Below are 13,923 nucleotides of genomic sequence, written 5' to 3' on the forward strand. Positions count from 1 at the left end.
TTAGAGTTTAGCAAAGTTAACAGTTACAGTATCCATAACCTTTAATCCCATGAGAGAAGAAGCACTTCCAACAGTGGCATTATCACTTTTATAGACAGCGATTTCAAGATATCCTGACGAATTAAAAACGACGAGGCCTTTGCCTTCATCATAGCGTTTGTCTTCAGGAATATCAAAATTTATGGCATCACTATACTTATCATAAATATGTTTAAACTTATAGCTTCGTGCCGAAATTTCGTAAGCTCGTGTTTTTTGTACACTTTCAAAAAATTTCCGCTTAATATTGGTAATCACATTTCCGTAGTTATCCACGTAAATCACACTACCAATAATCTGATTTTTTTCGTCGTTTACAAACGGAATCAAATTTTTAATCGGTTTAATTGTATTTATGACTTTCCCTATGATTTCTAATGTGCCACCACGCGCAATATGACAAGCCACATTGACAAAAACATCTAACACAGGAAAACTTGTAGCTACACGATCGTGAATATTGATTTCAACAATTTTCTGTGGTGCAATTTCAGAGCAAATCATACTCATAATTCCGTTGTTAGCACAAATAAAATAATGATCATCAAGCTTCACTGCAATGTGTTTGTTTTCAGGATTGAGTTCCGAATCAATACCAATGACATGAATTGTTCCTTTAGGAAAACTACTGTAAGCATTTTGTATAATATAAGCTGCTTCAGGCACATTGAATGGCGCTACCGAATGAGAGATATCAACAATTCTCACTTCAGGCAACTCACTATAAATAGCTCCTTTTATGGCGCCAGCAAAGTGGTCTTTTTCGCCAAAATCGGTTGTTAATGTGATGATTGCCATAGGTTAAACTAAAGAATTTTAAAGTTGATTTGTTACCTGTATTGAACTTTATATAAAACTGTTAAAAACTAATCATATTTTAACCTAAGGGAAACCTTAAGTATAAAATAGTTTAATTATTTTTGGTTTAAGTGAGCGTCAATTTGTCTCATCACAAAACTAATAAAACAAAACAGATTAATTTATAATTCCAGTCGCTTTTGAATGAACTTATTTTAGAACTAGAAGAAATTACTCCCAAAGAATTTTTCGGAGCTCAAAATGCCAACATTGTCCTACTCAAAAAGTACTTTCCTAAACTAAAAATTGTTGCCAGAGGAAATAAAATAAAAGCCTATGGCGATGAAGACTTATTAGAAGAATTTGATCGTCGCATGAACATGCTCATGGAGCATTTTGGAAAGTATAATAAAATTGACGAAAATGTTATTGAACGTGTTTTAACCAGTCAGAGTAGTGATGATTACACAACCTCAGACCAAAGTGGTGAAACTATTGTACATGGCGTTAATGGTAAAATAATTAAAGCCCAAACTGTTAATCAGCGCAAACTGGTAGAAAGCATGCGTAAAAATGATATGGTATTTGCTATTGGTCCTGCAGGAACAGGTAAAACTTATACAGGTGTTGCGTTGGCTGTTAGAGCCTTAAAAGCTAAAGAGGTTAAGCGTATCATTTTAACTCGTCCTGCTGTTGAAGCTGGTGAAAATTTAGGATTTCTTCCAGGTGATTTAAAAGAAAAACTCGATCCGTATATGCAGCCGCTTTACGATGCGCTACGCGATATGATTCCTGCCGAAAAACTGGCACATTTTATAGAAAACGGAACCATTCAAATTGCGCCTCTGGCTTTTATGCGTGGACGAACTCTCGACAATGCCTTTGTGATTTTAGATGAAGGTCAAAATACAACTCATGCGCAAATGAAAATGTTCCTGACACGTATGGGTAAAAATGCTAAATTTTTGCTTACAGGTGATCCTGGACAGGTTGATTTACCGCGTCGTACCATTTCGGGATTAAAAGAGGCTTTACTCGTCCTTAAAAATGTTGAAGGCATTGGCATGATTTATTTAGACGACAAAGATGTGATTCGCCATAAATTGGTAAAGAAAGTCATCGAAGCGTACAAGAGTATAGAAAACAGAGATTAATTTTTTTCAGAAGCTATTCCAGCTTTCGGCAGTCCCTCTCTTTGAGGAACTTCAACAAATGCCTCAAATGCGAAGCATTCACTGAAGACCTATAGATGTAAATGTGAACTGAAGTGATCTGGGCTAGAATTTAAATAACAACACAACAAATTATTTATTCGTGGCAAATCAGAACCATACCATTACGCAATCCAATTTTAATTTTCCGAAGCAAAAAAGCGTCTATAAAGGAAAAGTGAGAGAAGTCTATAATATCAATGACGAAGAACTGGTCATGATTGCAACCGATCGTTTATCTGCGTTTGATGTTGTGATGCCAAAAGGAATTCCATACAAGGGTCAGATACTTAATCAAATTGCAACCAGTATGATGAAGGCTACCGAAGATTTGGTGCCTAACTGGTTAACAGCAACACCAGATCCTAATGTAGCTGTTGGTCATCTTTGCGAACCGTTTAAAGTTGAAATGGTCATTCGTGGCTATATGTCTGGGCATGCAGCACGTGAGTATAAAGCGGGACGTCGCTTACTTTGCGGAGCCGCTATGCCAGAAGGAATGAAAGAAAATGATAAATTCCCAGAACCGATAATCACACCAGCGACCAAAGCTGAAATGGGCGACCACGACGAAGATATCTCTCGGGAGGACATCTTAAAACGCAGTATTGTTTCTGAAGATGATTATGTTATTCTCGAAGATTATACACGTAAACTCTTTCAACGTGGTACTGAGATTGCAGCGTCAAGAGGTTTGATTTTAGTGGATACGAAATACGAATTTGGAAAAACTAAAGACGGTAAAATTGTCCTGATTGATGAAATTCATACACCAGATTCATCACGATACTTCTATGCAGATGGCTATCAGGAACGTCAGGATAACGATGAACCACAAAAGCAATTATCTAAAGAATTTGTGCGCCAATGGCTCATTTCTAATAACTTTCAAGGTCTTGAAGGGCAAACTGTACCCGAAATGAGTGATGCCTATATCGAAACGGTAAGTGAGCGATATATCGAGCTTTACGAGAATATTATGGGCGAGTCTTTTGTAAAGGCTGATGTGTCAAATATTCAACATAGAATTGAAAAGAATGTTTTAGCTTATTTAAACCAATAAGCTATTAATACATTGTATTGGGGTTCTTAGCGTTTTTAGGAATTTGCTGGATGCTATCCCAATGCTCACAAATTTTTCCGTTGTTATCGAACCTAAAAAAATCCATTGTGATATACTGGTCGTTTCCTGGCCAAATTTGATGTGTATGTAAAGCGACTAAATCGCCTTCAGCGATACAACGTACAAATTCAATGGATTTATCAGGATATTCCATTTGCATGCGTTCAAAATAGGCAATAAATCCTTCTGTGCCGTCAGCTACATCAGGATTGTGCTGTATGTATTCATCACCAACGTACATTTCAACAGCTTTCTTTGGGTTCCCTTCATACGCCAGTTTATAAAATGCAATGGCCTTAGTTTTATAGTCTTCTAAATTCATATTAGTTTTTGATTTTCCGGATTAATTTTCGCACATTTTTATAAATAAACGCATTGGTTTTTACATAGTAAAATGATATTAAGCAAACCACAATTATAAAAGCAATGGCGCCCAAAATGGCTTGAGTCGGATTTAAAGATTTTAAAAAGAAATGTTTGAGCCCGAGTCCTGTAAAACTCCCAAAAATAATGATGAAATGAATCACGTAAATCGACAATGTTTTTTGTCCGATTTTTCCAATAAGTGATCCTTTTAAATAGGGTTCAGCTGCATAAAACACTCCAAATAGCAACAGCACATTTCCGAAGCGTGTAAAGAGATAATTGTAATAAGCCGAAGATTTAAACATGTCAATATCGGTCCAGTAATACAATCGCATTAAAAACCATGACGAACATTCAATCAATAGAAAACCACTGATAAAAAAAGATAAAACCGTAATTAAACGAAACCGGTTTCTATGTATGTGTGTAAAGAACACCGTAGCGAGAAATCCGCCAAAAGCAGCAAAGCCAAACCATGGTAAAATAGTAAACACCGAACCATTTGCTTTGGTTAGATAATTGGCAAAAAATTTCGGGATATGATTAAAGTCTATAGTTTTCATGAACGGTTCAGTTAAAAAACAGACACAACCTAACAGCAACAAAAGAATAGATAATATGTGTAGATGTTTCCGAAGTAAAACATAGCATAATATGAGTATGATGATTGATAAACCAATGCATTGCAGGACATCAACAATATAAAAATAGGTATGAAAATTACCTTTTAATACACCAAAAATGTTCATGCGTAACGCATAGCCAATACCAATTAAAAGTAAACCTCTGTATAATCCTTTTTTAATACGTGGGTTATCGTCACCTTTTGCTTTTGCTCTCAATAGTAAGTATAGAAATACTAAACCTGAAATGGTAAAAAAAGTCGGTGCTGTAATCCCTCTAAAATATGACCAGATTTGATAAGCCATATTAGATTTGTCTCTGTAAATAGGGTCGAGGAGTGTGTCAATAAAATGCCCTTGAAGCATCATCAATATAGCAAAAGCACGCACTGCATCAATAAAAAAGAGTCGGTTGGTTTTCAAAAAGAATACTTTAAAATTTAAAGATAACTTTAATTTTTAAGGTGTACTAAATCGAAAGTAATATCTTAGAAGTCAAATTCAAAAGTATTAATGGAACAACTTAATGCAATATCTGAAAAATTTTCTTCACTAGCGTGGGGAATTCCATTACTGGTTTTGCTTATTGGTGGCGGACTTTATTTACTTATAGCCTCCAGGTTTTTGCCATTTCGACTTTTTGGTCATGCGATACAAGTGCTTCGAGGGAAATATGATGATCCAAACGATCCAGGGGAAATTAGCCATTTTAAAGCCTTAACAACGGCCTTGTCATCAACCATTGGTATGGGAAATATTGCAGGAGTTGCTTTGGCAATTTCGGTTGGTGGTCCTGGTGCCATGTTTTGGATGTGGATAAGTGCTATTGTAGGTATGAGTACCAAATTTTTTACCTCGACCTTAGCAATCATGTACCGTGGAAAAGATACGAATGGCGACTTACAGGGCGGACCGATGTATTTTATCACTGAAGGACTTGGTAAAAACTGGAAATTTTTGGCAGTTATGTTTTCGGTATTTGGGATGTTGGGTGCTTTGCCAGTTGTAAATGTCAATCAGTTAAAACAAGCCGTAAATGATATTATTTTAATACCCAACGGCATTGAAGTGAGTCTTAGTACAAACCTGATTATTGCTGCTGTTTTAGTGATTTTAACGACTGTGGTGATTCTTGGCGGACTCAAACGAATTAGTACCATTGCGTCTAAAATGGTGCCTTCGATGGTGATTTTGTATTTTGTGTTGGTGCTTATTATTCTCGGTATTAATTATGCTGAAGTTCCTAAATATATAGCCCTGATTTTTACCGATGCTTTCAAAGCTAACTTTATCGAAGGTGATGCTGTTTTTGGTGGCATGTTAGGCGCTTTAATTTTACTAGGTATTAAGCGAGGTGCTTTTTCAAACGAAGCCGGAATTGGAACCGCGCCAATGGCTCATGGTGCAGCAAAAACCGATGAGCCTGTTCGTGAAGGTCTGGTCGCTATGTTGGGACCTGTGATTGATACATTAATCGTTTGTACCCTAACAGCTTTGGCTATTTTAGTGACTGGTGTTTGGGAAACTACATCAAATAATGGTGTGACCTTAACGGCTTCAGCGTTTCAAGATGCTATGCCAGGATTTGGACAATACCTATTGATGATATGTGTGTTCATTTTTAGTATTTCGTCGTTGTTTTCGTATGCTTATTACGGCACAAAATGTATGTCGTTTCTTATTGGAGCCAAACGAAAACACTATTATAACTACCTTTACATTTTAAGTATTATTCTTGCAGCGACGACACCCTTTAGTACCATGATTAACTTTATTGACGGTATTTTTGCGTTTATGGCAATTCCAACAATGTTAGCAACCATTCTTTTAGCACCTAAAGTCTTAAAAGAATTAAGTTTATATATTCAACGTTTAAAATCAAATAAAAGAAATGGCTAACAAAAATGAACATCTCCAAAAAGATAACGCCAAGGCTTATTGGAAAGAGAATATTAAATATCTAAGTATACTTTTGGCTATCTGGGCTTTAGTGTCTTATGGTGCTGGAATTGTGTTTAAAGAAGAACTCAATGAATTTAGATTAGGAGGTTTTAAAGTAGGCTTTTGGTTTGCGCAACAGGGATCTATGTATGTATTTGTAATACTCATATTTGTCTATGTTCGAATTATGAATAAGCTTGATAAAAAATATGGTTATGATGAATAGTTTATCTCTTTTATTAGCTATTGATGTTCAAAATTGGACTTATATTTTAGTTGGAATAACTTTTGCGATTTACATCGGTATTGCAATTTGGTCAAGAGCAGGCTCTACTAAAGAATTTTATGTAGCAGGAGGCGGCGTTTCTCCTTTGGCTAATGGTATGGCAACTGCAGCAGATTGGATGAGTGCTGCTTCTTTTATTTCAATGGCTGGGATTATTTCTTTTGCAGGATATGATGGTGCTGTATACCTTATGGGCTGGACAGGAGGTTATGTGTTGTTAGCATTGCTGTTAGCACCTTATCTAAGAAAATTTGGGAAGTTCACAGTTCCAGATTTTATTGGGGATCGTTATTACTCGAATTCGGCTAGAATCGTTGCTGTGCTTTGCGCATTACTTGTGTCATTTACATATGTTGCTGGACAAATGCGTGGCGTGGGAATTGTGTTTTCAAGATTTTTAGAAGTTGATATTAATACCGGTGTTATTATCGGAATGCTCATTGTGTTATTCTATGCTGTTTTAGGTGGAATGAAGGGCATTACATATACACAGGTCGCTCAATATTGTGTGCTTATTTTTGCCTTTATGGTTCCTGCGATTTTTATATCTATTCAAATGACGGGTAATTCCATTCCGCAATTAGGATTTGGCGGAGAACTCAATGATGGTTCAGGAACTTATTTACTGGATAAACTTGACGGATTGAGTAAAGAACTTGGATTTTCAGAATATACCGAAGGTAGTAAACCCACCATTGATGTGTTTGCAATTACACTAGCGCTAATGGTCGGTACAGCAGGACTACCTCATGTTATTGTACGGTTTTTTACAGTGAAAAAGGTGAAAGATGCACGTAAATCTGCAGGAATTGCCTTATTGTTAATTGTGATTTTATATAGTACAGCTCCTGCCGTTGCTGTATTTGCTAGAACGAATATGATAGAAACTGTTTCAAACCAACCTTATGCTGAAGTTCCGAAATGGTTTAAGAAATGGGAAGACACAAATTTAATCGGTTTTTACGATAAAAATTCCGATGGTATTATACAGTATGTCGCTGGAGACGCTTTTTTAAAGGGAGAAGATGGTAAGTTTGACTTTTCAAAACCAAACGTCGAAACAGCAAATGAATTATATGTGGACAATGATATTATGGTTCTTGCAAATCCGGAAATAGCTAATCTACCAAACTGGGTAATAGCCTTAGTGGCAGCTGGAGGACTTGCAGCAGCATTATCAACAGCAGCTGGGTTATTATTAGTGATTTCATCATCAGTATCTCATGACTTAATTAAAAAAGTAATCAATCCTAAAATATCAGAAAAAGGAGAACTTACAGCTGCAAGATTATCTGCAGTAGCTGCGGTTTGTATTGCTGGGTATTTTGGAATCAACCCTCCTGGCTTTGTAGCAGCAGTAGTTGCCTTGGCATTCGGACTGGCTGCAGCCTCTTTTTTTCCAGCAATTATTTTAGGTATCTTTTATAAACGCATGAATAAAGAAGGTGCGATTGCAGGAATGTTAGTTGGTATCATTGCGATGTTACTGTATATGATGAAATATAAATTGGGATGGTTTGACGATGCTTTACCAGATAAAAGTGAATGGTGGTTTGGAATTTCACCTGAAGGCTTTGGTAGTATTGCCATGTTACTTAACTTTTGTGTGTCAATAGTTGTGACGAAATTTACTAAAGCACCACCTGAAGAGGTACAAGCGATTGTTGAAAATATTAGAATTCCATCGGGTGCTGGAGAGGCTATAAATCATTAATTTTTTTACGTATTACATTGATACCTTCCTAAACCAGAAGTCAAGTGCTTTAAAGATATTTAACTTAATGTGAGCCTAAACTTTAGTGATGGAGTTTTTAAACTGTTGTGGTGTCATCAGTTCCATTTTTTTAAACTGACGATTAAAATAACTGGTATTATTAAAACCCGATTTGAAAGCAATTTCAGACATCCTGAAATCTTTAGACTCTTTTATAAGCTTTTTTGAAAATTTGATTTTTTCAGAATTGATATAATCAATAGGAGAGATACCTAAGGTGTTTTTAAACTGCTTATGAAAATGAGAGGTACTCATATACGCCTTTTTTGCTAATTGATCTACTGTAATGTCTTTATTGGTAAGGTTGTCTTTAATAAACTTTATAACTGTTCCTATTCTGGTATCATTAAAAATCTGATCTTGATCGGTTAATATTAACGACTTTGCTTTAGTTTGTAATAATCTTACAACCAGCTCTTGTATCATTAGATCCAACAAAACATCTTTAGACGTATTTTCATTAGTAGTAAACGTGTAAGTTAAGCGTTCGACAAGATGATTTACAGCTTCATTATTAATTAGATGGGATGCTGTTTCATCGAGCTTCCAAGTATTGTTTTCACGTTCAATAGCAACCTGATGATTAAATTTTTCTACTACTTCATCAATTTTATTGGTATCAATACCCAATGCTAAACATTGTGTGGGAGCATTTTCGGTAGCTAAAGGAAAATCGATAACCATTTCTTTTTGAGTAGGCATTACTACCGATTCACCTGGAAAGAATTCAAACGAAGGAATGCCATCAATATGCATCACCTTTTTTCCTGTAAGCATACTGGCTATTACAGGAAAGTCAAATATTAAAGAAACCTGTTCTGCAAACGTATGGGTTTCGTAGATATTGAGTTCAGCATATTCTGCGCTATAAGTCGTTCTGTTCTCAACTAAAGTTGACAGTTTTCTATGACTTTTATGATGCTTTAATAAATGACTCATATACAATATTACAAAAAAATCAGCCTAACTATACGATATAATAGATATGTTCAAGATTATGATAAATATGTTCAATTGATTTGGAATTTGATAAAATATCTTTATGAAAATTATTTATACCACAAAATAAAGCTTAAAAAAATAGGAATTTAACAGATTCTGATTTTTGCTTCTAATGCTTGATTTCGTGGTGAATATAAATATAATCATTAAAAATAATTAGCATATGAGTTATTCAAAACCACAATTTAAAGAGACCTATTCCAATTTTATTAACGGACAATTTGTTGCGCCTATTGGAGGTCAGTATTTTGAAAATACGTCACCTATCGACAATAGTTTAATTGCCAAGTATCCAAGGTCTCAAAAAGAAGATGTTGAGGCTGCTGTTGATGCTGCAAATGCCGCAAAAGAAGCATGGGGAAACACATCTGCTACCCAACGCGCTACCTTATTAAATAAAGTTGCCGATATTATTGAAGATAATCTGGAAGAATTTGCTTTGGTGGAAACCTGTGACAACGGTAAACCTATTCGTGAAACTCTTAACGCTGATATTCCTTTATGTGTTGATCATTGGCGCTATTTTGCAGCCTGTATTAGAGCCGAAGAAGGAAGCGCTACCGAACTCGATCAAAACACCTTATCTATGAATATTAAGGAGCCATTAGGTGTGGTTGGTCAAATCATTCCGTGGAATTTCCCCTTACTCATGCTCTCTTGGAAATTGCCTCCAGCACTGGCAACAGGAAATTGTGTGGTGTTAAAACCTGCAGAACAAACACCATCATCAGCCACATTACTCATGGAAAAAATTGCTGATGTCTTTCCTCCAGGAGTGATTAATATTATTCATGGCTTCGGACCAGAAGCAGGAAAACCTTTAGCTTCCATTTCAAAAGTAGATAAAGTTGCCTTTACTGGTGAGACGACTACTGGACAATTAATTATGCAATATGCGTCTAAAAATCTTAATCCGGTAACGATGGAATTAGGCGGAAAATCACCAAATATTTTCTTTAATTCTGTAATGGATGAAGATGATGCCTTTTTAGATAAAGCGATAGAAGGTGCAGTACTTTTTGCTTTTAATCAAGGTGAAGTCTGTACATGTCCGTCAAGAATCCTGGTACAAGAAGATATTTACGACCAATTTATGGAACGTGTGATTGCCCGAACGGAAGCTATCGTCCAGGATAATCCTTACGATGTGAATACGATGGTTGGTGCTCAGGCTTCAAACGATCAATATGAAAAAATTCAGTCCTATTTCAAAATTGGTAAAGACGAAGGTGCGAAAGTACTAACTGGTGGTGAAGCCAATAAATTGGAAGGGGATTTAGCCAACGGATTTTATATCAAACCTACCTTATTAGAAGGTCACAATAAAATGCGTGTGTTTCAGGAAGAAATTTTTGGTCCTGTAGCCTGTGTGACCAAATTTAAAGATGAAGCCGAAGCTTTAGAAATAGCAAACGATACGCTTTATGGTTTAGGTGCTGGTGTATGGACACGCGATGCGCACCAACTGTATCAAATTCCGAGAGCAATTAAAGCAGGTCGTGTATGGGTTAATTGTTATCACGCTTACCCTGCACATGCGCCTTTTGGTGGGTATAAAAAATCAGGTTTCGGACGAGAAAATCATGTGATGATGATGAGTCATTACCGACAAACAAAAAACATGTTAATCTCTTATGATAAAAATAAATTAGGGTTCTTTTAGGACATGAATTAATAGCAGATAAAGGCTGAATTATTAGTAGTTCAGCCTTTTCAATATATTATGTAGATATGAAACGCGTAGAAATAACTAAAAAAGCGAGTAAAATTGTTAAGCAATTAAAAACGAAACATGGTGCATTGATTTTTCATCAAAGTGGTGGTTGCTGCGATGGCTCTGCACCGATGATTTTTGAAAAAGACGATATGTATCTCGATGAAAGTGATGTGCATCTTGGCGATGTTGAAGGTGTACCCTTTTATATGAATCAGGATCAATTCAATTACTGGAAACATACACATTTAACGATTGATGTTACTGAAGGTCGTGGCGCTAGTTTTTCGTTAGAAATTCCTCTAGGACTCCGATTTTTAATCCATTCCAGATTGTTAACTAAAGATGAAGACACATTTTTTAATTCAAAATAGTTGCATTAACTTGCTAATGAAAAATAGAATATAATGAGTAATTACCATATAAAACATTTAGAAGAATACTATCAGGTCTATAGAAAATCGGTAAGAGAACCCGAAAATTTCTGGGAAGAAATTGCCGAAGAACATTTCCTCTGGCGAAAAAAATGGAATCGGATATTACACTGGGATTTTTCTAAACCTGAAATCAAATGGTTTGAAGGCGCTCAGCTTAATATCACTGAAAACTGTATCGATAGACATTTGGCTACTCGTGGTGATAAAACAGCTATTCTTTTTGAACCTAATGATCCTAAGGAAGGTGCAGAACATATTTCTTACAGGCAATTATACCATCGTGTCAACCAGTTTGCCAATGTATTAAAATCAAAGGGTGTCAAAAAAGGCGATCGTGTTTGTATTTATGTACCTATGATTCCTGAATTGGCTATCGCTGTATTGGCTTGTGCGAGAATAGGCGCTATCCATTCTGTGGTGTTTGCAGGTTTTTCTTCAACAGCATTGGCTACCAGAATTAATGATTGTGATTGTAAAGTCGTAATTACGGCAGATGGTTCTTATCGTGGTGCTAAAACTATAGATTTAAAGGGTATTGTTGATGAAGCCTTAGAACAATGTGATGGTGTACAAACCGTTTTAGTCGCCAAGCGAATTAACTCTGAAGTTGCTATGAAATCAGGTCGTGATCATTGGTTACAGCCTTTGTTAGATGCGGCTTCAGATCAATGCAAAGCCGAAGTGATGAATGCTGAAGATCCACTGTTTATACTCTATACTTCTGGTTCTACAGGAAAACCTAAAGGCATGGTGCATACCACAGCAGGCTATATGGTGTATTCGGCGTATACCTTCAAAAATGCGTTTCAGTATAAAGAGGATGATATTTATTGGTGTACTGCAGATATAGGCTGGATTACCGGACATTCGTATATTGTTTACGGACCGCTAGCGAATGGTGCTACTACGTTGATGTTTGAAGGAGTACCGAGTTATCCAAATTTTGGACGCTTTTGGGATATCGTAGAAAAACATAAAGTCAATCAGTTTTACACTGCGCCAACAGCGATTAGAGCTTTGGCAAAACAAGGTGTTGAACTCGTAGAAAAGTACGATTTATCATCGCTTAAAGTCTTAGGAAGTGTAGGTGAGCCTATTAATGAAGAAGCCTGGCATTGGTATAATGATAACATTGGAAAAAATAAGAGTCCGATTATCGATTCATGGTGGCAGACAGAAACAGGTGGTATTATGATAACACCTATTCCGTATGTGACACCAACAAAGCCAACCTATGCGACCTTACCTTTTATTGGAATTCAGCCCTGTTTAATGGATGAAGATGGCGAAGAGCTTAAAGGAAATCAGGTCAACGGTCGTTTATGTATTAAATTCCCCTGGCCAAGTATTGCGCGTACCATTTGGGGTAATCATCAGCGTTATAAAGACACTTATTTTTCAACCTATAAGAACAAGTATTTTACAGGAGATGGTGCTTTGCGTGATGAAGTTGGATACTACCGAATTACTGGTCGTGTGGATGATGTTATTATTGTCTCAGGACATAATTTAGGAACGGCTCCCATTGAAGATGCTATTAATGAGCATCCTGCGATTGCAGAAAGCGCCATTGTTGGTTTTCCTCACGATGTAAAGGGAAGCGCCTTGTATGGATATGTAACTTTAAAAGATGCAGGCGAAACAAGAAATCATGACAATCTTCGTAAAGAAATCAATCAACTTATTGCGGATCGAATCGGACCAATAGCTAAACTTGATAAGATTCAGTTTACTGAAGGCTTACCTAAAACAAGAAGTGGTAAAATCATGCGACGTATTTTACGTAAAATTGCTGAAAAAGACACCAGTAATTTAGGTGATATTAGTACGCTTTTAAATCCGGAATGTGTTCAGGATATTATGGATAATGCATTATAGACTCAAAAGAAAATATGCCAAAACCAAAAGGTCAAAAAAACGGAAAGAACAAAGCCAAACACTCTAAGTTAATAGCTCAAAAAAAGAATAAAATCAAAGCTGAAAAGGAAACTAGAAAAGAGCGTTTAAAGGCAATAATTAAAAAAGCAAAAGACGCTTAATCTTGTTGATTTGTAGTGGTTTTACAATAAAAAGCAGGTAAATTTACCTATTGTCTGGTAATTGATTTATTTAGATATTTATAAAAATTATAAAGTCAAATAGTATGGCTAATGATGGAAGTGCTCAAGGTGCTGTATGGCCTATGCCAAAGTTTAGATTTGAAGTCGATTTAGGCGATGGACTCAATAATGTGGCATTTCAAGAAGTCTCAGGGTTGGATGTAGAATCTCAAATCATAGAATATAGAAACAGCAACAGTAAATTATTTTCAACTGAAAAGATGCCAGGACTCGCAAAGTATGGTAATGTCACAATGAAGCGAGGCGTTTTTGTTAATGATAATACGTTTTGGGATTGGCATGCGCAAGTCTCTATGAATACTATTAAAAGACGTACGGTTATTATCAAATTACTTGATGAAACTGGTCAGGTAACCATGCAATGGCTGCTTCATAATGCTTGGCCTACTAAAATTACGTCTACCGATTTAAAATCTGACGGAAATGAAATTGCCGTAGATACTATTGAAATTGCTCATGAACAAATCATAATTACTAATGGTTCATAGG

14 protein-coding genes are annotated in these 13,923 nt (G+C 36.0%); 10 read left to right on the top strand and 4 right to left on the bottom strand.

The features are described 5' to 3' along the window. Entirely contained in the window at positions 1 to 837 is an 837-nt protein-coding gene (locus tag H7350_RS10385; RefSeq protein ID WP_204345844.1) for an SAM hydrolase/SAM-dependent halogenase family protein, read from the bottom strand. A gap of 200 nt (positions 838 to 1,037) precedes the next feature. On the opposite strand from H7350_RS10385, the gene H7350_RS10390 reads away from it, so the two are divergent. Both H7350_RS10390 and H7350_RS10395 read left to right on the top strand, forming a co-directional pair. Then, on the top strand, positions 1,038 to 1,991 hold the full coding sequence (locus tag H7350_RS10390; protein WP_204345845.1) for a PhoH family protein: 954 nt from the start codon (positions 1,038 to 1,040) through the stop codon (positions 1,989 to 1,991). 160 nt (positions 1,992 to 2,151) lie between these two features. Continuing rightward, positions 2,152 to 3,111, top strand: a complete 960-nt coding sequence (locus tag H7350_RS10395; RefSeq protein ID WP_204345846.1) for a phosphoribosylaminoimidazolesuccinocarboxamide synthase — start codon at positions 2,152 to 2,154, stop codon at positions 3,109 to 3,111. Between the two features lie 4 nt (positions 3,112 to 3,115). On the opposite strand, the gene H7350_RS10400 is transcribed toward H7350_RS10395, so the two are convergent. Both H7350_RS10400 and H7350_RS10405 read right to left on the bottom strand, forming a co-directional pair. Continuing rightward, on the bottom strand, positions 3,116 to 3,493 hold the full coding sequence (locus H7350_RS10400; protein ID WP_204345847.1) for a nuclear transport factor 2 family protein: 378 nt from the start codon (positions 3,491 to 3,493) through the stop codon (positions 3,116 to 3,118). 1 nt (position 3,494) lies between these two features. Beyond that, the gene (locus tag H7350_RS10405; protein ID WP_204345848.1) at positions 3,495 to 4,583 is read right to left on the bottom strand and encodes a heparan-alpha-glucosaminide N-acetyltransferase domain-containing protein; all 1,089 of its coding nucleotides are present in this window, start codon (positions 4,581 to 4,583) and stop codon (positions 3,495 to 3,497) included. Positions 4,584 to 4,673: 90 nt separating this feature from the next. Here H7350_RS10405 and H7350_RS10410 point away from each other — a divergent pair, with 90 nt between their 5' ends. From H7350_RS10410 to H7350_RS10420, 3 genes are read left to right on the top strand one after another with little or no spacing between them, the layout of a single operon-like run. Next, a complete protein-coding gene (locus tag H7350_RS10410; RefSeq protein WP_204345849.1) occupies positions 4,674 to 6,059 on the top strand; it encodes an alanine/glycine:cation symporter family protein in 1,386 nt (461 codons plus the stop codon). Then, the gene (locus H7350_RS10415; protein ID WP_204345850.1) at positions 6,052 to 6,327 is read left to right on the top strand and encodes a DUF4212 domain-containing protein; all 276 of its coding nucleotides are present in this window, start codon (positions 6,052 to 6,054) and stop codon (positions 6,325 to 6,327) included. The genes H7350_RS10410 and H7350_RS10415 overlap by 8 nt, the downstream gene beginning before the upstream one ends. 19 nt (positions 6,328 to 6,346) lie before the next feature. Beyond that, the gene (locus H7350_RS10420; protein WP_204345948.1) at positions 6,347 to 8,101 is read left to right on the top strand and encodes a VC_2705 family sodium/solute symporter; all 1,755 of its coding nucleotides are present in this window, start codon (positions 6,347 to 6,349) and stop codon (positions 8,099 to 8,101) included. Between the two features lie 75 nt (positions 8,102 to 8,176). On the opposite strand, the gene H7350_RS10425 is transcribed toward H7350_RS10420, so the two are convergent. After that, complete coding sequence (locus tag H7350_RS10425) at positions 8,177 to 9,100, bottom strand: AraC family transcriptional regulator (RefSeq protein ID WP_204345851.1); 924 nt, start codon at positions 9,098 to 9,100, stop codon at positions 8,177 to 8,179. Between the two features lie 226 nt (positions 9,101 to 9,326). Between H7350_RS10425 and H7350_RS10430 the strand changes: the two genes are divergently transcribed. From H7350_RS10430 to H7350_RS10450, 5 genes are all read left to right on the top strand, one after another. After that, positions 9,327 to 10,826, top strand: a complete 1,500-nt coding sequence (locus tag H7350_RS10430) for an aldehyde dehydrogenase family protein (protein ID WP_204345852.1) — start codon at positions 9,327 to 9,329, stop codon at positions 10,824 to 10,826. A gap of 68 nt (positions 10,827 to 10,894) precedes the next feature. Continuing rightward, entirely contained in the window at positions 10,895 to 11,251 is a 357-nt protein-coding gene (locus tag H7350_RS10435; RefSeq protein ID WP_204345853.1) for a DUF779 domain-containing protein, read from the top strand. 33 nt (positions 11,252 to 11,284) lie between these two features. Further along, positions 11,285 to 13,192: an acetate--CoA ligase gene (gene acs / locus H7350_RS10440; protein WP_204345854.1), complete on the top strand. Its 1,908-nt coding sequence runs from the start codon at positions 11,285 to 11,287 to the stop codon at positions 13,190 to 13,192. Positions 13,193 to 13,206: 14 nt separating this feature from the next. Then, on the top strand, positions 13,207 to 13,353 hold the full coding sequence (locus H7350_RS10445) for a hypothetical protein (protein ID WP_204345855.1): 147 nt from the start codon (positions 13,207 to 13,209) through the stop codon (positions 13,351 to 13,353). A gap of 104 nt (positions 13,354 to 13,457) precedes the next feature. Further along, entirely contained in the window at positions 13,458 to 13,922 is a 465-nt protein-coding gene (locus H7350_RS10450) for a phage tail protein (RefSeq protein WP_204345856.1), read from the top strand. Position 13,923: the final 1 nt, after the last annotated feature.

The organism is Psychroserpens algicola (assembly GCF_014526325.1).
Taxonomy (GTDB): domain Bacteria; phylum Bacteroidota; class Bacteroidia; order Flavobacteriales; family Flavobacteriaceae; genus Psychroserpens; species Psychroserpens algicola.

Excerpts from the sequence above, each read along its gene's own strand:
- H7350_RS10385 (WP_204345844.1), bottom strand. The coding sequence starts at position 837 with ATGGCAATCATCACATTAACAACCGATTTTGGCGAAAAAGACCACTTT.
- H7350_RS10400 (WP_204345847.1), bottom strand. The coding sequence starts at position 3,493 with ATGAATTTAGAAGACTATAAAACTAAGGCCATTGCATTTTATAAACTG.
- H7350_RS10410 (WP_204345849.1), top strand. The coding sequence starts at position 4,674 with ATGGAACAACTTAATGCAATATCTGAAAAATTTTCTTCACTAGCGTGG.
- H7350_RS10415 (WP_204345850.1), top strand. The coding sequence starts at position 6,052 with ATGGCTAACAAAAATGAACATCTCCAAAAAGATAACGCCAAGGCTTAT.
- H7350_RS10425 (WP_204345851.1), bottom strand. The coding sequence starts at position 9,100 with ATGAGTCATTTATTAAAGCATCATAAAAGTCATAGAAAACTGTCAACT.
- H7350_RS10430 (WP_204345852.1), top strand. The coding sequence starts at position 9,327 with ATGAGTTATTCAAAACCACAATTTAAAGAGACCTATTCCAATTTTATT.
- H7350_RS10435 (WP_204345853.1), top strand. The coding sequence starts at position 10,895 with ATGAAACGCGTAGAAATAACTAAAAAAGCGAGTAAAATTGTTAAGCAA.
- acs (WP_204345854.1), top strand. The coding sequence starts at position 11,285 with ATGAGTAATTACCATATAAAACATTTAGAAGAATACTATCAGGTCTAT.
- H7350_RS10445 (WP_204345855.1), top strand. The coding sequence starts at position 13,207 with ATGCCAAAACCAAAAGGTCAAAAAAACGGAAAGAACAAAGCCAAACAC.
- H7350_RS10450 (WP_204345856.1), top strand. The coding sequence starts at position 13,458 with ATGGCTAATGATGGAAGTGCTCAAGGTGCTGTATGGCCTATGCCAAAG.